Origin of the sequence: Streptomyces sp. NPDC019443 (assembly GCF_044389785.1) — a bacterium.
Classification (GTDB): domain Bacteria; phylum Actinomycetota; class Actinomycetes; order Streptomycetales; family Streptomycetaceae; genus Streptomyces.
On record NZ_JBIRYJ010000003.1, the window covers coordinates 735,139 to 757,837 of the forward strand.

Sequence of the window (22,699 nt, forward strand, 5' to 3'; positions counted from 1 at the left end):
CGCCCTTGTCGTAGTCGCCCTTGTCGTGGTCGCCCTTCTCGGACTTGTCGTAGTCGCCCTTGTCAGACTTGTCGTAGTCGCCCTTGTCGGACTTCTCTTCCTTGTCAGACTTCTCGTCCTTCTCGGACTTGTCGCCCTTCTCGGACTTGTCGTAGTCGCCCTTCTCGGACTTCTCATCCTTCTCGGACTTCTCGTCCTTCTCGGACTTGTCGCCCTTCTCGGACTCTTGGCCGTACTCGCTGGAGGAGGAGCCACTGTCGTGGTCCTCGCCCAGGGCCAGCGCATATGCGGCGGGAGAGGTGATCGCCAGGACCGCGGAGACGGCCGCCGACGCGAACAGGGTGCGGGCAGAGCGCATGAGGCACATTCCTTTCGCCGCGACTGCGACGGCCGACACTTCATCGGCTCATGGAATCGCAGGGGCGACGTGATTCACCGTTAGCCGGATTTCGCCTCCGCACCACCGGAGAGCTCCGCATTCGAGCTACACCATGGGGCCCTTCGTGTGACAACCAGCCAATAGTCACCCGTTGGACGGCACGCCACGCCGAGTAGAGGTTTCATCCGTCGCAGCCACGCTCATCCGCTGACGGCGCCTCACTCTCGGCTCGCTGGAAGTGAAGTCGCGCGGACTATGCGGACCGACGGACCCGGGCGGCCCTGCGGGCCTCGGCGGTCTGCCGGGCCTCGGCGGACCGACGGGACTCACCACCAGAGCGGCCGGGCTGACCCGGGCGGGTGCCCCGGCCGCGGAACGGGGCGCCACCGCGCTTGGGGCGCTCCGTGACCGGCGCGCTGACGCTGATTGGGACGCCGGAGGGGGCCTGGGCGCCGGTGATGCGGCTCAGTTCGGCCTCGCCGGAGCGCACCTGGGCGATCTGCGGGGTGATGCCGGCGGCGGCCATCAGGCGCGCCATGTCGCGGCGCTGGTTGGGCAGGACCAGGGTGACGACGCTGCCGGACTCGCCGGCGCGGGCGGTGCGCCCGCCTCGGTGCAGGTAGTCCTTGTGGTCGCTGGGCGGGTCGACGTTGACCACGAGGTCGAGGTTGTCGACATGGATGCCGCGGGCCGCGACGTTGGTGGCTACCAGCACCGTGACATGACCGGTCTTGAACTGGGCCAGCGTGCGGGTGCGTTGGGGCTGGGACTTGCCGCCGTGCAGCGCCGCCGCCCGTACGCCGCTGTTCAGCAGATGCTTGGTCAGCCCGTCGACCGCGTGCTTGGTGTCCAGGAACATGATCACCCGGCCGTCGCGGGCGGCGATCTCGGTGGTGGTGGCGTACTTGTCGGCACCCTGGACGTGCAGTACGTGGTGCTCCATCGTGGTGACCGCGCCCGCGGCGGGGTCCACGGAGTGGACCACCGGATCGTGCAGGTACCGGCGGACCAGTAGGTCGACGTTGCGGTCCAATGTGGCCGAGAACAGCATCCGCTGGCCGCCGGGACGGACCTGGTCCAGCAGCTCGGTGACCTGAGGCATGAAGCCCATGTCCGCCATCTGGTCCGCCTCGTCCAACACGGTGATGTCCACCCGGTCCAGACGGCAGTCCTTGCGCTCGATGAGGTCCTTCAGCCGGCCCGGAGTCGCAACGACGACCTCGGCCCCGGAGCGCAGCGCACCGGCCTGCCGGCCGATCGACATCCCACCGACCACCGTCGCCAGCCGCAGCTTCAACGACCGGGCATACGGGGTCAGCGCGTCGGTCACCTGCTGCGCCAGCTCCCGGGTCGGGACAAGCACCAGAGCCAGCGGCTGGCGCGGCTCCGCACGCCGGCCCGCGGTGCGCACCAGCAGGGCCAGACCGAAGGCAAGCGTCTTGCCCGAGCCGGTGCGGCCACGGCCCAGAACGTCCCGGCCCGCCAACGAGTTCGGCAGCGTCGCCGCCTGGATCGGAAACGGCTCGTTCATGCCGAGGCCGGTGAGCGTCTTCAGCAGTTCGGCCGGCATGTCCAGTTCGCCGAAGGTCGCAGCGGCGGGGAGGGCCGGTGTGATGGTGACGGGCAGGGCGAACTCGCCCTGCGGCGCGGAGGGACGGCGCCCGTATCCGCCGGAGCGGTTGCCGGGACGGCCCTGGCCCTGCCCCTGCGGGCGGAACCGGGCGCCGCGGTCGGAACCGGCGGAGCCGCCCTTGCGGGGGTTGGAGTAGCGGTCGTTCGTGCGAACTGAGCGGTTCATGCAGAACCTTCCTCGATATGGCACGTATCGAGGAATTCTCGGCGGAATGGCCGAATGAATTGCAAGAACGAGCCGAATAAAAGACTGGGACGAAGCCGGCCGCACCGGCGCAGAAAACAGCGGCGCCTGGCATCAGAATTCCAGGAATCCACCGGAATGGGCGGCTGGGGCCGGAGTCGGGGGTGCGGGCGGACCCTGCACACAGCAACGAGCTGGGGCCCGCACCCACGGTGCGGGCCCCAGCTGCGTCGTACGCGTCAGCGTCAGGCGGGAACGATGTTCTCGGCCTGCGGGCCCTTCTGGCCCTGCGTGACGTCGAAGGAAACCTTCTGGCCCTCCTGGAGCTCACGGAAGCCCGAGGTGGCGATGTTCGAGTAGTGGGCGAAGACGTCGGGGCCGCCGCCGTCCTGCTCGATGAAGCCGAAACCCTTTTCCGCGTTGAACCACTTCACGGTGCCAGTAGCCATATCAAATCTCCTTAGGGGCAGTGCCCGGTGCCCGCACTGTGCGAGCTCCGCGTCGCCGCAATGATTGCCCCGTCCGGAAAACAGCACCGGAAATACAAAAGTGCCCGACGGCATATAGCCGTCAAAGGCACTTGAAGTCTATGGGAACCACAACTGCAACTTGGATCAAGAGTAGCACGGCGGGCAAATTCTGAACCCGCAGCAGCATATTCGCTGCCCAAGGGCGTCCGAGGCATGGGCTCGCGCGATCGGCGACGTGGATGCGTGCAGGCGTCGGATCCCCCCTACCCGCGGGTCATTTGGCTGATCATCATCTCACCGCGGCTGGTTCTGCACCTCTACGCTCCGATTCACCGCGCCGGTGGGCGGTGCCTCGGTGGCACGACGGTCCGAGCCACATGGAGCCCCAGTGAGACGAACGCAACGCCACGGCGGACACCGCGCGAGGGTCCGGACAACCAGTGCCGCCATCGCCGCGGTGCTCGCCCTCGTTGGAACGGTCACCGCAGCACCCGCGGCACTCAGGTCAGCGCCCCCGGGGCAGGAGCACACGGCAGCGCATGCCACAGCAGGCCCCTTCTTCCGCCTCGCCGACATCCCGATGAAGGACGGTGTAGTCCTCAAGGCGAACGTGTTCACCCCCGCCCCCGGCGCACCCGGCGCTGACGCGCACGGCCGCTACCCGGTGATCGTGCAGCCGGCCAGCTGGGGGCAGAACGACCTCGAGTACGTCCCCCAGGGCAGGAAGCTCGCCGCACGCGGCTAAGGCGTGTTTTAGAAGTCCCGCCTGCCCCGCGACGCCTGGCACGCACACTCGCGATGTTGTCGGAGTCGCCCAAGTACGCCCAGTACGAGGGCGACCCTCCGCCTTGCGATTGCACGCACCAGACGCCGCAGGGCCCGCCCTGCGGGCGGACGGCGCTACTTCTAAAACACGCCCTAGATCTCCAACGCCCCGCAGAGCTGGTCCGGCAGGACATCGGCTGGCTCCTGGTCCTGGATACCAAGGACCCGCTGGACGGCGGTCGCACACCGCTGGGCAGCAAGGTGTCGTTCGGCTCGCCGGAGGACGACCCGTCCGAACTGGTGCTGCCCCTGCGCTGATTGCCGACCCGTATGGTCACACGTCAGCCGAGGAAGCTCAGCCGCACCTGACGGTCGGGGTTGTCGTGGTTGGTGTCCGCCAAACTCCGTCAGGGCGATCCTCAGTCAGCCGTCAGCGGCGGAGGGCCGCCAAATCCGTACCGGGCAGGTGGATCCAGCCCTCCTGCCGGGCGGCCGCGCGCTCGTCCGGAGAACGCGGCCACAGAGTGTCCCCGATCAGGACGGCGCGAGCGACCAGGGCGCAGACCAACGCGTCCAGATGGTCGTGGCTGTCGGAACACTGCCCGCGCACCGGCTCGGGGAGCGCCACCCCCAAGCCCGCCTCGACCGAGCGGACGATGTGCTCCCGGACGGCACGCGCTCCGGGTGTGGCGCTCTTGTAGCTACCAGGAAGGTGGATCCCCCACCGCCGCAGTGCGGCAGCGGGGTAGACCTCGGCAACCGGTCCCGACCCGTCCCGGGGCACGGGGACACCGGTCGCCGCGAGTCCATCCAGCAGATAAGCCGCCCGCAGCGCCACGACGCCCAGAAGATCGGTGGACACCGACAGCGGAGGCCGCATCGAGGTCGCCTTCCATGTGAGGTCGTCGGTGACCCTGAATCGCAGCGCATCCAGACCGGGCCTCCCGTCCGCACGCTCCTCGAACCTGACGGCAGGCGGCAGCCGCTCGCCCCGGTGGTGGGCCAGGACCGTTGCCACAAAGCGCGACGGCCAGCCAAGAGGGCAGTCGAGGCCTGTCTTGTCGGCAGCCCGGACAACCGCCAGCAGACCCTCATCCCCCTCGGGCACGACGAACTCCACCGCCAAGCCGTCTCCGCCACCCCAGAGCACCCGGCACACAGCCGTACGCCGTGCGCTCGCAGCAAGGTCGACCCCGACCGTGACCGACTGTCGTTGCCTCATGCCGCGATCCTCCCGCAGCAGGCCGGCAGACCACCGCACCCGGGCGCTACGTGCAATGCCAGACCGGCAGGACAAGCTCCGGGAACCGGGGCCCGACCGCGGTGCGGGCACCGAGCGCCCTTTCCTTGCACCGGCCGAGCTCGCGCCGATAGAGATCGGCGCCCGCGCAGAAGCCTCGGCACCGGTGATCACCACCGCCCAGATCTCGGGAGCGGCACTGCACTCATCGAGCAGGCTCCCGAGCGCGGTGGCGACCGCGGCGTTCACCGCATTCATCGCCTCGGGCCGGTTCAACGTCACGATGCCGATGTGTTCGCGGCGCTCGAACAGCACCGCCGAGCCCTGGGCGGACATCACTACGCCTTCTCAGATCCCGGCTTCGTCAGCGATTCGGCATGCCTTGTCCACGAGCGCATCGATGCGTTCCACGGTGGGCGTGCCTGTCGCGCTCTTGTTTCTCGGTTCATCGATGGCTCGCCTCATCACGCCCTCGGCAATCACAGCCACCTTCCACAGGCCCAGCACGTGCCAGAATTTCAGTGCCGCCGGGTCCCGGCCTGTTTCGGTCAGATACGTCTGAGCGAGCTCGGCACGGCCCGGGAAGCCTTCGAGGACGGAGGCGGCGAAATCGCCCCCGGTCTCCTCCTCTCCCGGTTCCGGCCAGTACGCCAGCAGGCTGCCCATGTCCGCCAACGGATCCCCCAGCGTCGACAGCTCCCAGTCGAGCGCCGCGGTCACCTCCCCGCTGTCATAGGAGGTGATGACGTTGCGCAGATGGAAGTCGCCGTGTACGAGCGTCAGTTCGCGCTGCTCCGGGACGGCCGCGACAAGGCGCCGGGTGAGGTCCTCGAGGGCGGGCAGCTCGCGGGTCCTGGACTTCTCCCACTGGCCCGACCACCGCTTCAGCTGACGCTGCGCATACGGCTTGTGGCCGGCCAGACCGGTCAGCCCGGTCGCCTCGAGATCGACCGCGTGGATCTTCGCCAGCGTCCGCGGCAACGACATCCCGATCGCCCGGCGGCGCTCGGGCGTCAACGACTGCGCGATCGACATCCTGTCGACGACCTGGCCGTCCACGAACTCCATGAGAAGCAGCGGGACATCGGTCACGGCAGGATCACCGGTCAGCCCGAGCACCCGTGGGGTCGGGACGGCGGTGCCCTCCAGCGCGGTCAGAATCCGCGCCTCGCGGGCCACGTCGTGCGCCGACGCCAACAGGTGACCCAGCGGTGGGCGCCGCAGCACCCACCTGCGGCCGTCCTGGTCCCGTACCAGGTAGGTCAGATTCGACTGGCCGAGCCCGATCCGGGCGAAGGTCAGCGGCCGGGCGAAGTCGACGCCGAGGGTCTCGAACCAGCGGTTCACCGCCTCGGCGTCGATTCCGACGAGGTCCGCGCTAGACACCGATGCCGGCCCCTTGCCTGAACGGGAGCACGTCGCCGAGCAGCTGCCCGCCGTCGATCACCAGGGTCTCACCGGTGATCCAACTCGCGGCGTCCGAGACGAGAAAGGCGACCGCCGCGGCGATGTCGGCAGGCTCCCCTATACGCCCAAGTGCCGTCGAGGCGGACAGGGCCTGCTCGTGCTCCTTCCACAGAGCCTCGGCCAGCTTCGTACGCACCACACCCGGTGCCACCGCGTTGACGCGAACCTTCGGCGAGAGTTCCAGGGCCAGTTGCTTCGTGAGATGGATCAGTGCGGCCTTCGAGGCGTTGTACAGCCCGATGTTCGCCTCGAACGCCATGCCGCCGACCGACGCGGTGTTGACGACCGCCCCGCCGTGCTCGCCCATCCAGGCCCGCGTGGCCAGCCCTGTCCACAGGACGGGAGCCCACAGATTCACGTCGAAGGTCTTGGCGAACCGGCCGTGGTCCTGGTCGATGACCGGCCCGAAGGCCGGGTTGGTCCCCGCGTTGTTGACGAGGATGTCCAGGCTTCCGAAGCGCTCGAGCGTCAGATCCACACAGCGCCGGGCCGCCTCTTCGTCGACCGCATGCGCACCGACGCCGACCGCCGTTCCCTTGACCTGGGCCGCGGCGGCGTCTGCCGCCTCCTGGGACCGGGAGGTGAGGACGACGTTTGCGCCGGCCGCGGCGATGGCCCGGGCGATCGCCAGCCCGATACCGCGTGAGGCGCCGGTGACGACCGCGGTGCGACCGGTGAGATCGAGTCCTGCCATGTCAGTTCACCGCTGCCGTGGCCGTGTCGCGGTACTGCCGCAGTTCCTGTTTGGCGATGGCCCTCTTGTGGACCTCGTCGGGACCGTCCGCCAGCCGCAACGTCCGCAGATGCGCGTACATCATGGCCAACGGGAAGTCGTCGGTCACTCCGGCTCCCCCGTGCACCTGGATCGCGCGGTCGATGATCTTCAACGCGATGTTCGGGGCGGCCACCTTGATGGCCGCGATCTCGGTGCGCGCTTCCTTGTTCCCGACCGTGTCCATCAGATGCGCGGCCTTGAGCGTGAGCAGGCGGATCATCTCGATGTCGATACGCGCTTCCGCGATCCAGTCCTGGACATTGGACCGTTCGGCAACCGGACGACCGAATGTCACCCGTGACTGCGCGCGCCGGCACATCAGCTCCAGCGCCCGCTCGGCCGCGCCGATCGCCCGCATGCAGTGGTGGATACGACCGGGCCCGAGGCGGGCCTGGCTGATCGCGAAGCCCTCGCCCTCACCTTTGAGGATGTCCTTGGCCGGCACGCGCACATTCTCGAAGGTGATCTCCGCGTGGCCCTCGCGATCGGCGTACCCGAAGACCGGGAGGTTCCGGATCACGGTGACCCCGGGGGCGTCGATGGCGACGACCATCATCGACTGCTGGCGATGTGGGGCCGCCGTGAGGTCGGTCTTGCCCATCACGATGAGCACCTTGCAGTTCTTGTGCATCGCGTTCGAGGCGAACCACTTTCGGCCGTTGAGGATGTACTCGTCGCCGTCGCGCTCCATGCGCAGCTCGATGTTGGTGGCGTCGGAACTGGCCACTGCCGGCTCGGTCATCGCAAAGGCTGAGGCCATGGTGCCCTCGAGCAGCGGCCCCAGGTACTTCTCCTTGTGCTCGTCGGTGCCGAAGAGGGTGAGCACCTCCATGTTCCCGGTGTCCGGGGCATTGCAGTTGCACGCTTCCGAAGCGATGTGGCTGCGCCCCATGATCTCCGCCAGTGGCGCGTACTCGAGGTTGGTGAGTCCGGGCCCCCAGTCGGGATGCGGGTGGAAGAGGTTCCACAGTCCCCGCCGACGGGCCTCGACCTTGAGCTCCTCGATGATGGGGGGCTGGAAGTGCGGGTCACCCGACGCGCGCATCTGGTCGTCGTACACCGCCTCAGCGGGGTAGATGTGCGAATCCATGAACTCGAGCAGATCCGCCTGGTACTTCTTGGCTCGGTCCGAGGTCTCAAACAGCGACATCTGAACTCCTGATGGGTAGGGAGGGAAAATTCGGTGGGCGCTTGTCGAGGTGACTGGCCACGCCTTCGACGAAATCGGCCCCGCGGAAGGCCTGGAGCATGACGCCTTCCGCCCGGGTCACGGAATCGCCGTAGGTTCCGTCCGCGTCGTCGCGCAGTTGGTTCTTGATGGTGGCCATGGACGCCGGGGAGCAGCGTGTCGCCAGATCGGCGGCGTACGCGACAGCGGCATCGACGACACTGCCGGTGTGGACCAGGTGGTCGAGGAGTCCGATACGGAGTGCCTCATCGGCGTCCACCATGCGACTCGACAGCAGCAGGTCAGTTCCCCGGCCGTGGCCCACCAGCCGGGGCAACAGCCAGGAGATCCCGTACTCGGCGATCAGCCCGCGCTGCGCGAATGCCGTGGTGAACCGGGCCGAGGGCGAGCCGAAGCGAATGTCGCAGTAGAGCGCTTCCACCATGCCCAGACCCGCGGCAACCCCGTTGACCGCGCCGATCAGCGGTTTGCGCAGGGTCAGCGGCACGTCGCGCGGCCGGCGCCGCGCCCTGTCCGCCTCGGAGACCTCGCCGACCGCTTGCAGCCTCTGGAGGTCGGCGCCTGCGCAGAATCCGCGTCCGGCGCCGGTGACCACGACGGCGCGTACGTCCGGGTCGTCCTCGGCGGCGTCGAGCAGCGTGAAGTAGCGGTTTTCGAGTTCGTCGGTCCAGGCGTTCAGCTTGGCGGGCCGGTTGAACGTGAGCACCAGTACGGGCCCGCGATGTTCGGCGAGGACGAGCTCACCCGGCGCGCCGGTCATGCCTGCGCCAGCAGGGAGCTCTGGTAACGGCGCATCCCGCGCAGCCACCGGTCGTAGTCCGAGCTCTTGTGCCGGTACATGTCCAGAACCTCTTCCTGCGGCAGAATCAGGAAGCGCTCGTCCTCGATCGCGGCGAGGACGGCGTCGGCGACCTCGGCCGGCTCGAGGACGTCACCCGCGGACGTGACGGCCCTCGTGGCCGCTTGCCCCAGGGCGTCCCCGGAGTCCTTCCCCAAGGACAGCATCCTGGTGTTCACCCCCATCGGACACAGACAGCTCACATGGACTCCGCGATCGCCATAGGTGACGCTCAGCCATTCGGCGAAGCCGACGGCCGCGTGCTTGGTGACGGCGTACGTGGCGGAGCCGATCTGGGTGAGCAGCCCGGCCGCCGAGGCGGTGCTGACGAAGTAGCCCTCGCCGCGCTCGAGCCACCGCGGCACCAGCAGCGTTGCCGCTCGGATGTGGGCTCGCAGGTTCACGTCGATCGAGAGGTCCCAGTCCTGCTCGCTCGCGTCGAGGCCGGGTGCGCCGGCGATACCCGCGTTCGCGAAGTAGAGGTCGACCGGACCGAACGCGCTCTCCGCCAGGTCGATCAACTGCTGGATCTGCGCGGTGTCCGACGCGTCCGCACCGGCGCTCACGGTGCTTCCCGGATGGTCGGCGTTGACTGACTCCGATACCGCCCGCGCGGTGTCCGCATCAAGGTCCGCGACGACGATCCGGGCACCTTCGCGAGCGAGCCGTGCGACCAGCGCGCCGCCGATGCCGCCTCCGCCACCGGTGACGATGGCGACTCTTTGTGCAACGTTCACAGCGAACCCTCTCCATGGCGGGGCGTGCGGTGCCGGGCACAGTCCCCGAGATGGTGCGACCGTGGCCTCCGCCCACCTGTATAATTGAATCCGACGTCAAGTTCAACTATCTGACCGCATCACCACGCGGAGCAGCTCGCCTCGCCCCACTGGATTGCGGACAGAGAATTCACGGTGGACGTCGCCGCACTTTCGTCCGCCCCCGGGGGCAGGAGCGGCCCACCGAACAAGGCACGGCCCGGCGCCGCGTCGTCTCAACTGCTGACGTCCGACGGCTGCGCCCTGAGCCATCGACGACGGCTACGGCCAGGTACCCTCCCCCGGCCCCTGACCGGTCGGCTCACCCATTCGCCTGCGCGCGACGTCACACCCGTGGAGGAGAGGAGAAGACCCGCGGCGGCGGTCTCCGCCCCGACCGCGCGCTACTGCCGGATCAGGATCAGCGGTGGCCGGGGAACCGCAGGGCGTTCGCCCAGAGCCGGGTGACCGTGGAGACGAGTTCCTCGAAGTCCACCGGCGTACCTTCTTCTTGCCCTTCGCCGAGCGCGAAGGCGTTGTAGGCCATGACGCTGACCATGCCCGACAGCGCACGGGAGGCCAACATCGGATCGACCTCACGGTCTGCGACACCCCGCGCCTGCAGGTCGGCGATGCCGCGGGCGTTGCGGCTGATGAACGCATCCGTGCGCCGGGTCCGGAACTCACGGAGCTCCGGCTCCACTTGTGCGACCTGCTCAAGCAGTGCCATCAGCTTCGCGTTCCGCTTATACGCCTCGAGATACGCGCGATTGCTCGCCTCGAGTACCGCGTATGGATCGTCGGTACCCTGCACCCGGCCCATGCCGGGGTGCATCATGTCCTCCTGCGCCTCCAGCAGGACGGCGGCAAGCACCTCTTCTTTGTTCGCGAAGTAGGTGTAGAAGGATCCCGCCGCGCATTGGGCCTCTTTGGCGATGTCGATCAGGCGGGTGTCGAGGTAGCCGTCCCTCTCGAACACCTTCCGCGCGGCCTTCACCAAGGCGGCCCGTGTCCGAGCTCCGCGCTTCGTCGTCGGCGGCTCGCGAAGTGACGAGAGGGGCGCCATCGGCGGTGCCTTCTCGCTGTAATTCTCCTCGGGCGCGGTGGTATCCATCGCCGGAAGGGTACTTGAATCCGACACCGGAGTCACAAATCCGCCAAGTGCGCGCGGGGTTCCCGACGCCCTGACCGGCGCCCCAGATGTCCCGCCGCGCCTTCGCCTGCTCGATGCCCTGGTTTCCGAAGTCCATGGCGGACGGACCGGGTCCGGGCAGTGCTTGTACGGGTCCTCCGCGTTCGCCTCGTCGGTGGCGATGAACGCCGAACCCACGGCCGCTCGATCCTCGCGGCGCAGGCCGCTGGCGCCGACCTCGCCCACGTGTCCGGACACATCTCGTCCGCCGGCGGATGTTCAGTTACCGGCGGGCGGGTGCGTCGCCGAGCGCGGGGGCGCGGGTCAGTTCCGTACGGTCGATGGAACGCTTGAGGATCTTCCCGCTGGGGCCCTTGGGCAGTTCGTCGACGAACCGGATGATGCGCGGGATCTTGTAGGCGGACAGTCGCTCCCGTGTCCAGCTCGACACCTCGGAGGCACCGAGCTCCGAACCCGGCCGGGCAGTGATGAGCGCGGCCACCTCCTCGCCGTAGTGGTCGTCGGGAACGCCGATCACGGCTGCCTCGATGATGTCCGGGTGCTCGTAGAGAACTTCCTCGACCTCACCGGGGTAGACGTTGTAGCCACCGCGGATGATCAGGTCCTTGATCCGGTCGACGATGCGCAGGTCGCCGTCCGTGTCCGTTTCGCCCAGGTCGCCGGTCCGGAACCAGCCGTCGGGCGAGATCGCCGCGGCGGTGTCCGCGGGGCGGTTGAAGTAGCCGCGCATCACCGTGGGTCCCTTGATGTGGACCTCGCCGACGGTACCCGGTGGACACTCGTTGCCTTCGAAGTCACGCACCTGGATCTGCAGCCGCGGGACCGCCCGTCCGGTGTACCCGGTCTTGCCGCCGCGGTCGATGTCGTTGAAGGTGCCGAACGCGGTGGTCTCGGTGAGCCCATAGCCTTCGAGGATGGTGCAGCCGAATCGGGCCTCGAACGCCCGGGCGATCTCCCCGGGCAGCGAGGCGCCGCCGGAGACGGCGACACGGAGCTGGGCGAAGTCCGCCGGGTTCGCATCGCCCGCCGCGTGCAGCAGCGCGTTCCACATGGTCGGTACGCCGGCCATGATGGTGAGCCGGTCGCGGCGCAGCATCTCCAGCATCGACGCCGGGTCGAATCGGGCCAGCAACGACATCGAACCACCCGCGGTCAAGGTCGCCATCATGACCGACGCCTGGCCGAACACATGGAACAGCGGGAGTCCGGTGCCGGTACGGTCGGCGCTCGATCCGCGGCTGCACTCGGCGCCGATCTCCCCGGCGGACAACAGGTTTCCGACCGTGAGCTGGGCGCCCTTCGGCCGCCCTGTCGTACCCGAGGTGTACAGGATGGCCGCGGTCTCGTCGCCGTCCCGGTCGACCACGGAGACGGGGTCGGCATCGGTGACCATCGCGCCCGGGGACAGCGTCCAGGAGGGCACCTTGAGCGTCGCGGCCGCCTCGGCGACGGCGGGGCCGAGGGCGTGCCATGCGATCGCCAACGAGCACCCGGCATCGCCGAGGACGTACTCGGCCTCGGCCCGGGTGGACATCGTGTTGACCGGCACCACAACGCAGCCCGCGGCCTGGATCCCGAGGTAGGCCACCACGAACTCGGGCACCGACGGCGCCGCCAGCAGCACCCGGTCCCCCGGGGACAGGCCGGCGGTGGCCAGGGCGCCCGCGTACCGAACGCTCGCGTCGCGCAGTTGCCGGTAGGTCCACTGATCCGCGCCGGCGCGCAGCGCGATGTTGTCGGGAGTTGCAGCCGCGTGGCGGCAGACCGGGTCGAAAACACTGGCCATGGGCGGTGCCTTCCGGGGATGTGAGCAGCTGATGCGGTGGGGGTCCCCCTCGCCCACCAGTAGAATTGAATCCGACCTCAACTTCAAGTCATGCGACGGCGGGAATGGCGGGGGGTTGCATCGCCCAGGCGTCGGGCCGTGGTCGCCGGCGAGGCCGTCCACGAACCGCGTACGGAAGTTCATCCGGAGAGGACTCGGCCGACGGCGGGACTTGAAGGAGGGCGCAGGCGTCCTGGCCGCCTGGGCAGGCAGAGGTGGTACCGAAGTGCATGAGTCCGCACTGGGCGGGCGCGAGCACTCTCGCTCCGCCCGCGGGCGGCATCGGTCCCGGGCATGACCGTTCTCCCGCGCCCGGCCTCCCATCGATCGGCCGGTCGGTCGATCGGTCAGGTCGGTCGATCGGTCAGGCTGTGATCCTGAAGCGTTCGGCGAGTTGGCGGCGGGTGTCGGTGGCACCGGTGTGCAGCACACCCCCGATTCCGATTCGCGCCGCTCCGTCGAGGTTCTGCCGCAGATCGTCGATCATGACTGCCTCCTCGGGCGTGACGCCGAGTCGTTCACATGCGATCGCGTAAATCCGACGGGAAGGCTTGCGGATCCCGACCTCGGCGGAGATGACGACCGCGTCGGCCACAGCGGCGAGGTCGACGCCATCGTAGGTTCCGTTCCCGAACGAATTGGATACCAGCGCCACGGGGTAGCCGGCGGCGCGAAGATCACCGAGCAGGGCGAGCATGTCCTGGTCGATCGACATTCCCGCTTGCATCCGGGCCGTGAGGCCCTCGGCGGATACGTCGGCGCCGTGGGCACGGAGACGTTCGGCGAATCCTCGCTCAAAGGCTTCCGCGTCGATACGGCCGCACTCGTGGTCGGCCAGGAGGCCGCGTGAGGGCTGGTCCCGGCTGAGGAGGTCCAGCGGCAGGCGCGGGTCGCCGCCGAGTGAGGCGCCGAAGTCGGTGAAAGCTCGCAACACACTGGAGGTGATGACCCCACCGAAGTCCACGAGGACCGCGGTTCGGGCCTTTTCCACCACGCTCGACACAGCATCCACACCCTCTCTCGCGGCCGGCTACCCACCGGCCGATGCGGCCACGGCCGGCTTCGCACCGGCCGTGGCGACGGCAGTCATGGTCGGCCGATTCTCATGAGGACTAAGCGACCTCGAACAGCCCGGCTGCACCCATTCCGCCGCCGACACACATCGAGATCACTACATATCGGACGCCACGGCGCTTGCCCTCGATCAGGGCGTGCCCCACCAGGCGGGCACCGGTCATTCCGTACGGATGGCCGACCGAGACTCCGCCGCCATTGACGTTGAACCGCTTCGGGTCGATGTTCAGTTCGTCACGGCAGTACAGCACCTGGGAAGCGAACGCCTCGTTGACTTCCCACAGACCGATGTCGTCGATGGTGAGGTCATGCTGCTTCAGCAGTTTCGGAATGGCGAACACCGGACCGATCCCCATCTCGTCCGGCCCGCAACCGGCAACGGCCATACCCCGGTATAGGCCCAGCGGCTCCAGTCCGCGGCGCTCGGCTTCCTTCGACTCCATCAACACCGACGCCGAAGCCCCGTCCGACAATTGCGAGGAGTTGCCCGCCGTCACGCTGGAATGCGCGGTCACCTGGCCGTCCGGCAGCACTGGCGCCAACCCGGCCAGGCCCTCGAGTGTGGTCGACGCGCGGTTGCCCTCGTCCCGGGTCAGGGTCACGGCCTCGTCCCGCACCTCCCCGGACTGCTTGTCCATGACCTTCTTGACGCTGTCGAGCGCGACGATCTCCTGGTCGAACCGCCCGGCCGCTTGCGCCGCCGCAGTGCGCTGCTGTGACACCAGCGCGAACTCGTCCTGTCGTTCCCGGCTCACGGCGTAGCGTTCGGCGACGATCTCCGCCGTCTGCAACATCGGCATGTAGATACTCGGCTTGTGCTCGACCAGCCAGGGATCCGTCATGCGGTGGGTGTTCATGTGCTCGTTCTGCACCAGGGAGATCGACTCGACACCGCCGCCGACAGCGACCTGCATGCCGTCGCCGACGATCTGCTTGGCGGCCGTCGCAATCGCCATGAGGCCCGACGAGCACTGCCGGTCGATCGTCATCCCGGACACGGAGTCCGGAAGTCCGGCACGGAGAGCGGCCTGGCGGGCGACGTTGCCACCGGATGACCCCTGCTGCATGGCGCAGCCGAAGATCACATCTTCGACCTCGCCTCCCTCGAGCCCGGCGCGCTGCACCGCGTGCGAGAGGGCATGGGCGGCAAGTTCCTGCGCCGGGGTGTCATTGAACGCGCCGCGGTACGCCTTCCCGATCGGCGTCCGTGCCGTCGAAACGATGACTGCTTCCCTCATGTCACCTCACTGCTTCCTGTCAGTCCGGTTCGTCTGGGCACTTCAGGGCTGGAATCCCGAGCTCCGTGAGCCGGAGCCGATACCGGTTGGGGCCCGATGCCGGCTGGCCGGGCTCGATGCCGGTAGGCGGTGCCGCACGCCAACCGGAGCGCTGTGGCAGTTGGTTACCGTCCCCTCCGTTACCGATGACGTGCGCCACGGCCGCAGGGTGACGGGAGCCGGCCTCGCGATGTTTATAGTTGAATTCGACGTCAAGTTCAATAGATCTCCGGGGAGGGCGGCACGCGGCTGCCGTTGCGGGAACTGCGCGTGTTCTCGACCTTGACAATCCCCTTCCACAGATTAAGGCTGACCGACCAGTCGGTATGAAGGGGCGGATCGTGACCGAGCTGAGCATCTCCACCGCTGCGGGCGTGTTCGACGCGACCGTGGCGGGTCCGCCCGAAGGCCGCCCGGTGCTGCTGCTCCACGGCTTCCCGCAGACGCGGCTGGTGTGGCACCGGCAGATCGCGGAACTGGCCGGGCACGGCTACCGGGTGGTGGCACCCGACCAGCGTGGGTACTCCCCCGGGGCCCGCCCCGAACGGCCCGAGGACTACCGCATCAGCGTCCTGGTCGACGATGTGGTCGCGATCACGGAGGAACTGGGCTGGGCGTCGTTCGACCTGGTCGGCCATGACTGGGGAGGCGCGGTGGCGTGGTGGACCGCCGATGCCCACCCCGGCCGCGTACGTACCCTGACGGTGGTCTCGACCCCGCACCCCGGCGCTCTGGCCACCACATTGCGCACCGACCAGGACCAGCGCGAACGATCGCAGTACATGACGGCCTGGCGTGAAACGCCCGCGACCGAAGAGCGCATGCTCGCAGGCGATGCCGAGGCACTTCGCGCCACATACGCCGGAAAGGTCCCGCAGGCCAGCGCCGAGGCCTATGTGCGGCACCTGTCCCAGCCGGGTGCTCTCACCGCAGCGCTGAACTGGTACCGGGCCGGCCGCCCCGACGGCGCGATCGGCGTCATCGACGTGCCCACGCTGTACGTCTGGAGCACACAGGACAGCGCGTTCGGCCCGGCGGCCGCGCGGGAGACCGAGCAGTGGGTCAACGGGCCGTACCGGTTCGAGACCCTCCAGGGCGTCAGCCACTGGGTCCCCGAGGAGGCACCCGAGACGCTGAGCCGCCTGCTGCTCGAACATCTGCGAGCGCACGGCGAGCACAGAACCACGGCGAACACCCCGTCGCCCGACTCTCAGAAGAGGTGACCCCATGAAGACAGCGCGAGCAGCCTGGCGCCGGCTCGAGCCCGTACACGGCATGATCTACTTCGCCCCGGAGGGAAGGCGACGGTACGCGGACCTCGGACTGAGCGGTCGCGCCGGGTACTTCGCCTCCCGGAGCGCCGCCTTCGGCCGAGCCTCCGCCGAGCTGGTCATCTCGACCTTCTACAACTTCAATCCCGGTCTCGTACGGAAGGCGATCGACGGGGTCTGGGAGGCGGCGACGCCGCAGCAGGTGCTGGACGCGCGGCACGCCGCCGCGAGCGAGGCCCTGAGACGGGCCGGGATCCACCAACTCCCCGCTTTGGACGAGGTCCTGGCGCTGACCCGCACGGCCGCCGAGGCGGCCTGCGAACACGCGCAGGGCCGACCGCTGTTCGCCGCGCACGCCGCCCTGCCCTGGCCGGAGGAGCCGGTACTGCAGCTGTGGCACGCCCAGACGCTGCTCCGGGAGTTCCGTGGAGACGGCCATGTAGCGTGCTTGCTGAGCGAGGGTGTGGGGGGCTTGGAGGCCCTGGTTCTGCACGCTGCCACCGGTGAGGTTCCCGTCGACTTCCTCAAGGCAAGCCGCGCATGGCCCGAGGAGGAGTGGGCCGACACCGAGGAGCGCCTGCGCACACGAGGTCTCCTCGACGGCGACTCCCTCAGCCCGGAAGGCGTACGCCTGCGCCGGCACATCGAGGACCGCACCGACCGCCTGGCCCTGCCCGCCTACGCCGCCCTGGGTGACGCCGACTGCGAACGTCTCGCCGAACTGGCGAGCCCCTTCGGCCGCACCGTCATCGAAGCCGGGCTCCTCAAGCTCGGCTGAGCGCGCGCTTCACGCCCCCTCCGCCTCGCGCTTGATCTGCTCGAACTGGGCGGCCATGGCCTCGGAGAGGGCGCTCCATGCCCAGCTCACGCGCTACCCGAAGCAGCTGAACCGCACCTGACGGTCGGGGTTGTCGTGGTTGGTGTCCACCAACCTCCGCCAAGACAACCCCGACCCCACTCCCTGGCACGGGCATACCGAACAGCTGTGACCGCGGGCCCGAGAGGAGGCAAGGCACCTTGGCTCATCCGTCCGGGCAGGCCCCAAGGCAAAGTCCGGCCGACCGAGTAAGAGGGCTGCCTCAGAAGGAGCGTTGGGCATTCGCAGCGAGCTGCCCGCTTGCGTGCGGGCAACCGAAGCCGTCCGCAGCACGGCAGTGCATGCCACCCGCCCCCTGTAGGAGGCCGTGAAACGGCTGCTCAGCCAACAGGGCGTGTGGTCCTGGACACCATCCTCCTGATTCGACGCGGACGCGCAGACCGCCCGGGCGTAGGCTTCGCTCAGCATGGACGCGGCGGGGGGCGGAGCACATGACGGCTGAGTCAACAAAGAGGTTGGGGTCGACCCTCGATTCGGTCGTGGTGTACGCGCAGGGCGCGGTCTGCCACCGCCTGGCCCGGGGCAGCGTGTCGCCCGACGGCCGGGTGCGGGTGACGGGACTGCCCCGCTCGCTGGACCCGGGCTCGCTGCGGGCCCGTGTCCTGGGCGCCCCCGGGGTGCGCGTCACCGAGGCCCGGGTGGAAGTCGAGGCCGAGCCGCTCGGCACGGGCACGCCCGACGAGTTGCGGCGCGAGGTCGAGCGGCTGAGCGACGAGTACGCGGCGGCGCAGGGACGCCGGGACCGACAGCTGAGCCTGATCGAGGAGGTCAGGGCTCTCCACCCGGTCCCACCTGCCCGCAGACGCGAGGAGCCGCACCGCCGCACCCCGGTCGACGCGTTGCTGGAGCTCGCCGACTTCGTCGACGAGCGGCTGACGGGGCTGCACAACCGCCTCGTCGAGCTGGAGGAGGCACTGCGCAACGTCGAGCACGAGCTCACCGTCGCTGCCGACAGGCTCGCCCGCGCCTCCACCGATGCGCCGTCAGCGCACGTGGAGACCACGGTCTGCGCGGTCCTGACCCTCGACGGCACCGGTGATGCGGAGGAGGTGGAGCTGGAGCTGGAATACGGGGTGCCGGGCGCCGTCTGGGTGCCAGCCTACCGTCTCACTCACCGTCAGGGCGACGGCAGCGGCCGTCTGGTGCTGCGCGCCTCGGTCGCCCAGCGGACCGGCGAGGACTGGACCGGCGTGCGCATCGCCCTGGCCACCGCCGATCTTCGGCGCCGCACCGACCTGCCGAGGCTCCGCTCGATCCGGATCGGACGCAGTCAGCCCGCCCCCGCGCCTTCTGGCTGGCGCGAGCCCCCGGCCGGGCTCGTCGACCTGTTCTCCGGGTACGACGCGGCAGGCCCTGGCCAGTCTTCGGCGGCCAGATGCCCGCCCTCGCGCAGCCAGCCGGGTCGCGACCGGGCGACCGGCCGCGCTCCGGCGGCAGGTCCTTCGCGGGTGCCCCCGCCGCCATGGCGCCCGCGGCTCCTGGCCGGGCTGCGCCGCCACCCCCTCCGGCACCGGTAGCCGGTCCGCCGCAGCCGAGCGGCGCCGAGCTCGACTATGCCGCCCTTGTCCTGTGCGGCCCCGACGAGCAGGGCGGTCGCAGAGGCCGGCTGTTTCCCGACTCTCCCTTCGACCCGGTGGCGGCCGAGTACCGCCGCCGCGCCGAAGCGGTGGCCGCGCTGCCGTTGCCCGGACAGGCCGTGCGGCCCCGCGAGTCGGCGGGTTCCTTCGACCACCGCTTCGATGCCACCGCCCGCGCCGACATTCCGTCGGACGGCACCTGGCACACCGTCACCGTCGGCGAGATCCCGGTCGGCCTGCGTACCGAGTACCTCTGCGTGCCGTCCGTGGAGCAGACCGTGTACGCGACGTTGGTGCTCTCCAACGCCACCGACCAGGCACTGCTGGCCGGCCCGGTGGAGGTCACCGTCGACGACGACTTCCTGCTGACTGCCGCACTGCCCACGCTTGCCCCCGGCGGTGTCCGCCGGGTGGGGCTCGGGCCGGCCGAGGGCATCCGGGTCACCCGCCGTACGAACCTGCACGAGTCGACCTCGGGCCTGCGCAACAACACCACCGTGCTCGACCACCGCGTCCACGTGGAGCTGGCCAACCAGCTCGCGAGGCCCGTCACCGTGGAAGTCCGCGAGCGGGTGCCGGTCACCTCCGAACCGGACGTCCGGATCGAGGAACGGGCCGACTGGACGGCACCCGACGACGGCACGGGGCCCGATCGACATGCGCCGGGCACCCGCGTCTGGCGACTGGACCTGCCCGCAGGCGCCACTGCCGCCTTCGACGGCGGCTACGAGATCCGCATCCCGACCGGCAAGGCCCTGGTCGGCGGCAACCGCAGGAGCTGACACACGCCATGTCCACGGCCCCAAAGCCGATCGTCCTCCCCGTCACCGCCGTCACGTGCCTTGAGGATCGCGCCCACATCGAGCGCGCCGTCGTGCTCGACCTGGAGGCCGGGGTCCAGCGGCTGCGTCTCGGGCCGGTCAGTGCACTGGCCGTCGACCGGACCCTCCATGCCGAGCTGACCGCCGATCACCCCGCGACCGTGCTCGACGTTCGGATCGTCCGCAGCTGGACGCCGCGCGGGCCGCTGCCGTCCACCGACGACGACTCCGCCCTGCGCCACCGCGTACACACCCTCGAAGAGGAGCGGCTGGCCCTGGGGCAGCGACGCGACCGGCTGCATGCCCGCCTTGACCTGCTCGGCCGCCTCGCCGCCGATCTGCTGCGGGAGATCGGCGAAGGCGCCGGCTCCGGGGAGACCGAACGGCTCCGCTGGGCTCGCGAACTGGACCGGGTGGACGACGAGCGCGACGCGCACGGCGAGCAACTCCGCACCGTGGAGGCCCGGCTGGCCGACCTCGCTGCCGAACTCGGTGAAGCCCAGCGGGCCATGCACCTCTCCGAGGAGGAGCCCGCCGAGCTGGTCGGCCATATCGAGTTGACCGTGGAGGCCGCAGTCGCCGGGCCGGTCGGGCTGCGCCTGAGCCACCTCACCCCGTGTGCGCTGTGGCGGCCCGCCTACAGGGCCGTGCTCGACGGGGACTCCCTCACACTGGAGACCGACGCGATGGTCTGGCAGCGCACCGGTGAGGACTGGTCGGACGTACGGCTGACATTGTCGACGGCCCGCTCGGCGCTGGCCACCGATCCGCCACTGCTGGGCGAGGACCGGCTGACGCTCAAGGACCGCTCCGCAGCGGAGCGCCGCACGGTCGACGTCGAGCTGCGCGAGGAGGAGATCGGGGCCCTCGGCCCGGCCCCGGTGCTCGGCCTGCCGGGGGTGGACGACGGCGGCGAGGCGCGGGTGTTGAGATCCCCCGCGCCGGTCTCGGTGCCCGGTGACGGCCGCGCCCACCGAGTGCTGCTCTCCGCATTCACCACGGCCGCGCCCAGTGAGTACGCGTGTTCACCGGAGTTGTCCTCCCTGGTCACCCAGGTGGTGCGGTTCGACAACCTGTCCGGCCACGCGCTGCTCGCCGGGCCCGTGGACCTGGTCCGCGGCAGCGGATTCAGCGGCCGCGGCACGCTGGACTTCACTGCCCCCGGCGCCCCCGTTGAGCTGGCCTTCGGCAGCTGCGACGACTACAGGGTGGTCCGGCATGCCGAGGAGTCCCGCGACTCCGCCGGAATCACCCAGCGGACCGTGGTCACCCGCAAGGTCCGGCTGCACCTGTCCCGGTTCTCCGCCCCCGGGGAGCACGGCGAGCGGGTGGTCGTCCTTCGGGAGCGGATCCCGGTCTCCGAGGTCTCGGCGGTGGAGATACGCCTGCACAAGGATTCATGCTCCCCCGCGCCCGACGTGGTCGACGCCGAGGGCATCGCCCGCTGGGACGTCACCCTCCCGCCCGGCAGCCGCCGCACGGTCACCCTGGTCTACGAGCTGTCGGCGAGCGCCAAAGTCACCGGGCTCTGAACTCGGTGGGCGGCTGCACGCCTGCTGGTGCAGGCCTGATCTGGGCTCCCGCCCCATCACTCCGAGCGCGGAGAGGCAGAACCCACCCATCCGCCGTGCCCACCGCGTCTGCGCCCTATCGGACCAAGATCCGGACCATCCACGGACCCGTTACGCCTCAGCCACGGCGATTCCCTCCGTTTGCGCACGTGCCAATGCGCCGGCTGTACCACCAGCAGACGAAGAACCTGCTGAAACGGCAGACAAGAACGCCACTTGGTGCGGCCGGGGATGCCGGGTACGGTCGCGCTCGCGACCGCTACCAAAGGAAAGTCAACCGCACTTGACGGTTGGCATTTTCTTTATTGGTATCGGCCAAACTCCGTTAGGGCAACGCCCTACTACCCCGAACTGGGCACTCCACATGGTTCGTCGTCGGGAAGGCATGGAGATGGCGGAATCCCCGTAAAGACACAGGTCAAGGCGCAGTGGCGGTCACGAACTGCCAGAGTCGGGCAGTTCGGCGGGCAGTGCGTCATGTTCCTGCTCGACGGCGGGCTCGCCGGAGGAGGGGAGCAGTTGCGGGATGCCGTCGACGATCGGATAGCGGCGGCGCAGGCGCGGATTGTAAAGAGCGCCCCTGATCTCGTCGAGGATCAGCGGACCCTTGTCGAGCGGGCAGGCGAGGATCTTCAGCAGCGGGTTGTCAGGCTTCATGGCCGGTTCCTTCGGAGGTGGAGGTGTCCGCGTCGTGTCGCGGCATGGTGAGCAGGACCGTCAGTGCCAACGCGGTGCCGCCGAGGCGCAGCAGCAGCCGCAGCGGGTCCTCGGGCAGTGGCTCGTCGAACGCGATCGTGCCACTGACGATGGTGAACACGCAGGTCACCGTCGAGCAGACCGGGACGATCAGCGACGCGCGGCAGCGCTGCAGGGCGGTCTGGGACAGCACCAGTCCGCTGATCCCGGTGAACAGCAGAAGGTACGGGTAGGGGGAGGCGAGCAGGGCCGGCACGGAGCCTTGGAGGTCCGAGGTGCCCAGGTGTCCGGAGATGCCCTTGATGGCGAGCGAGCTGACCCCGTACAGCAGACCGACCGCCACCGCGTAGGCCACTCCGGTGGTCGGCTGCCGGTGACGCCGGCGGGCTCGCCGTTCCGCGGCCGCGTACAGCAGCAGTCCGGCCGCGAGTGTCGGCACGCACAGCGCCAGCAGGAGACCCGCGGGCGCGCTGCGGCTGACCTCCTCGCTGCTCTCGTACAGCGAGGACACCACCATGACCAGCGCCAGCCCGATGACGGCGACCGCGCGCTGCTCACGGCCGGAGGGGCGCTCACCGAGCACCACCGACGAGAGCACCAGCAGGAGGACCAGCCCTGACAGGAACAGACCCTGGGCGGCGGCGATCGGCAGTGTGCGGTAGACGGCCAGTTGGGCGGCGAACCCCAGGGCGAGCACCGTGGCCCCGCAGATCCACAAGGGCCTGCCGGCCAGCAGGAGCAGGGCCCGGCCCGGCTGTGCGGCGCTCAGCGGCGGCATGCCGGCCAGAGCCCGCTTCTCCAGGACGAAGCCGGTGCTGTACAGGACGTTCGCCGCCAGTGCGGCGGCCACTCCCCACACCACG

The 22,699-nt window shown here is 69.4% G+C and carries 21 protein-coding genes and 1 pseudogene; 7 read left to right on the forward strand and 15 right to left on the reverse strand.

The features are described from left to right. The 3 genes and pseudogenes from ACH492_RS13725 to ACH492_RS13735 form a co-directional block, all read right to left on the reverse strand. Positions 1 to 358 (reverse strand): annotated as a pseudogene (locus ACH492_RS13725) (hypothetical protein); the annotation flags it as partial. A 274-nt stretch (positions 359 to 632) separates the two neighbouring features. Then, a complete protein-coding gene (locus ACH492_RS13730) occupies positions 633 to 2,177 on the reverse strand; it encodes a DEAD/DEAH box helicase (RefSeq protein WP_398985987.1) in 1,545 nt (514 codons plus the stop codon). A 263-nt stretch (positions 2,178 to 2,440) separates the two neighbouring features. Beyond that, positions 2,441 to 2,644, reverse strand: a complete 204-nt coding sequence (locus tag ACH492_RS13735) for a cold-shock protein (protein ID WP_307664902.1) — start codon at positions 2,642 to 2,644, stop codon at positions 2,441 to 2,443. Between the two features lie 409 nt (positions 2,645 to 3,053). On the opposite strand from ACH492_RS13735, the gene ACH492_RS13740 reads away from it, so the two are divergent. Beyond that, positions 3,054 to 3,410 (forward strand): hypothetical protein, encoded by a 357-nt coding sequence (locus ACH492_RS13740; RefSeq protein ID WP_398985989.1) that lies wholly within the window; start codon positions 3,054 to 3,056, stop codon positions 3,408 to 3,410. Between the two features lie 56 nt (positions 3,411 to 3,466). Further along, positions 3,467 to 3,748 carry a hypothetical protein gene (locus ACH492_RS13745; protein ID WP_398985991.1) on the forward strand — a complete coding sequence of 94 codons (282 nt, stop codon included), beginning with the start codon at positions 3,467 to 3,469 and terminating at the stop codon, positions 3,746 to 3,748. 112 nt (positions 3,749 to 3,860) lie between these two features. On the opposite strand, the gene ACH492_RS13750 is transcribed toward ACH492_RS13745, so the two are convergent. The 10 genes from ACH492_RS13750 to ACH492_RS13795 all read right to left on the reverse strand — a co-directional run bounded on the left by ACH492_RS13750 (position 3,861) and on the right by ACH492_RS13795 (position 14,984). Next, a complete protein-coding gene (locus ACH492_RS13750) occupies positions 3,861 to 4,652 on the reverse strand; it encodes a DUF429 domain-containing protein (RefSeq protein ID WP_398985993.1) in 792 nt (263 codons plus the stop codon). 366 nt (positions 4,653 to 5,018) lie between these two features. Further along, positions 5,019 to 6,056, reverse strand: a complete 1,038-nt coding sequence (locus ACH492_RS13755) for a phosphotransferase family protein (protein WP_398985995.1) — start codon at positions 6,054 to 6,056, stop codon at positions 5,019 to 5,021. Next, complete coding sequence (locus tag ACH492_RS13760) at positions 6,049 to 6,831, reverse strand: SDR family oxidoreductase (RefSeq protein WP_398985997.1); 783 nt, start codon at positions 6,829 to 6,831, stop codon at positions 6,049 to 6,051. The genes ACH492_RS13755 and ACH492_RS13760 overlap by 8 nt, the downstream gene beginning before the upstream one ends. A 1-nt stretch (position 6,832) precedes the next feature. Beyond that, on the reverse strand, positions 6,833 to 8,062 hold the full coding sequence (locus ACH492_RS13765; protein ID WP_398985999.1) for an acyl-CoA dehydrogenase family protein: 1,230 nt from the start codon (positions 8,060 to 8,062) through the stop codon (positions 6,833 to 6,835). Then, positions 8,049 to 8,861, reverse strand: coding sequence for an enoyl-CoA hydratase-related protein (locus ACH492_RS13770; protein ID WP_398986001.1), 813 nt, complete (start codon positions 8,859 to 8,861; stop codon positions 8,049 to 8,051). Before ACH492_RS13770 ends, ACH492_RS13765 begins: the two co-directional genes overlap by 14 nt. Beyond that, the gene (locus tag ACH492_RS13775) at positions 8,858 to 9,676 is read right to left on the reverse strand and encodes an SDR family oxidoreductase (RefSeq protein WP_398986003.1); all 819 of its coding nucleotides are present in this window, start codon (positions 9,674 to 9,676) and stop codon (positions 8,858 to 8,860) included. Before ACH492_RS13775 ends, ACH492_RS13770 begins: the two co-directional genes overlap by 4 nt. A gap of 439 nt (positions 9,677 to 10,115) precedes the next feature. Beyond that, positions 10,116 to 10,808 (reverse strand): TetR/AcrR family transcriptional regulator, encoded by a 693-nt coding sequence (locus tag ACH492_RS13780; protein WP_398986005.1) that lies wholly within the window; start codon positions 10,806 to 10,808, stop codon positions 10,116 to 10,118. Between the two features lie 301 nt (positions 10,809 to 11,109). After that, entirely contained in the window at positions 11,110 to 12,633 is a 1,524-nt protein-coding gene (locus tag ACH492_RS13785; RefSeq protein ID WP_398986007.1) for a class I adenylate-forming enzyme family protein, read from the reverse strand. Positions 12,634 to 13,036: 403 nt separating this feature from the next. Continuing rightward, complete coding sequence (locus ACH492_RS13790; protein WP_398986009.1) at positions 13,037 to 13,675, reverse strand: HAD family hydrolase; 639 nt, start codon at positions 13,673 to 13,675, stop codon at positions 13,037 to 13,039. A gap of 109 nt (positions 13,676 to 13,784) precedes the next feature. After that, positions 13,785 to 14,984: an acetyl-CoA C-acyltransferase gene (locus tag ACH492_RS13795; RefSeq protein WP_398986011.1), complete on the reverse strand. Its 1,200-nt coding sequence runs from the start codon at positions 14,982 to 14,984 to the stop codon at positions 13,785 to 13,787. A gap of 380 nt (positions 14,985 to 15,364) precedes the next feature. Here ACH492_RS13795 and ACH492_RS13800 point away from each other — a divergent pair, with 380 nt between their 5' ends. From ACH492_RS13800 to ACH492_RS13820, 5 genes are all read left to right on the forward strand, one after another. Next, positions 15,365 to 16,246 carry an alpha/beta fold hydrolase gene (locus ACH492_RS13800; protein ID WP_398986013.1) on the forward strand — a complete coding sequence of 294 codons (882 nt, stop codon included), beginning with the start codon at positions 15,365 to 15,367 and terminating at the stop codon, positions 16,244 to 16,246. A gap of 4 nt (positions 16,247 to 16,250) precedes the next feature. Continuing rightward, positions 16,251 to 17,072 (forward strand): hypothetical protein, encoded by an 822-nt coding sequence (locus ACH492_RS13805; protein ID WP_398986015.1) that lies wholly within the window; start codon positions 16,251 to 16,253, stop codon positions 17,070 to 17,072. A 530-nt stretch (positions 17,073 to 17,602) separates the two neighbouring features. Further along, positions 17,603 to 18,688, forward strand: a complete 1,086-nt coding sequence (locus ACH492_RS13810; RefSeq protein ID WP_398986017.1) for a DUF4139 domain-containing protein — start codon at positions 17,603 to 17,605, stop codon at positions 18,686 to 18,688. Further along, a complete protein-coding gene (locus tag ACH492_RS13815) occupies positions 18,634 to 19,530 on the forward strand; it encodes a DUF4139 domain-containing protein (protein ID WP_398986019.1) in 897 nt (298 codons plus the stop codon). Before ACH492_RS13810 ends, ACH492_RS13815 begins: the two co-directional genes overlap by 55 nt. Positions 19,531 to 19,538: 8 nt before the next feature. After that, positions 19,539 to 21,101 (forward strand): DUF4139 domain-containing protein, encoded by a 1,563-nt coding sequence (locus ACH492_RS13820; protein WP_398986021.1) that lies wholly within the window; start codon positions 19,539 to 19,541, stop codon positions 21,099 to 21,101. 474 nt (positions 21,102 to 21,575) lie between these two features. Here the strand turns inward: ACH492_RS13820 and ACH492_RS13825 are convergent, their stop codons facing one another. Together ACH492_RS13825 and ACH492_RS13830 are read right to left on the reverse strand one after the other, a co-directional pair. Then, positions 21,576 to 21,797 carry a Trm112 family protein gene (locus tag ACH492_RS13825; RefSeq protein ID WP_108147387.1) on the reverse strand — a complete coding sequence of 74 codons (222 nt, stop codon included), beginning with the start codon at positions 21,795 to 21,797 and terminating at the stop codon, positions 21,576 to 21,578. Next, the gene (locus tag ACH492_RS13830; RefSeq protein ID WP_398986024.1) at positions 21,787 to 22,698 is read right to left on the reverse strand and encodes a DMT family transporter; all 912 of its coding nucleotides are present in this window, start codon (positions 22,696 to 22,698) and stop codon (positions 21,787 to 21,789) included. Before ACH492_RS13830 ends, ACH492_RS13825 begins: the two co-directional genes overlap by 11 nt. Position 22,699 lies beyond the last annotated feature (1 nt).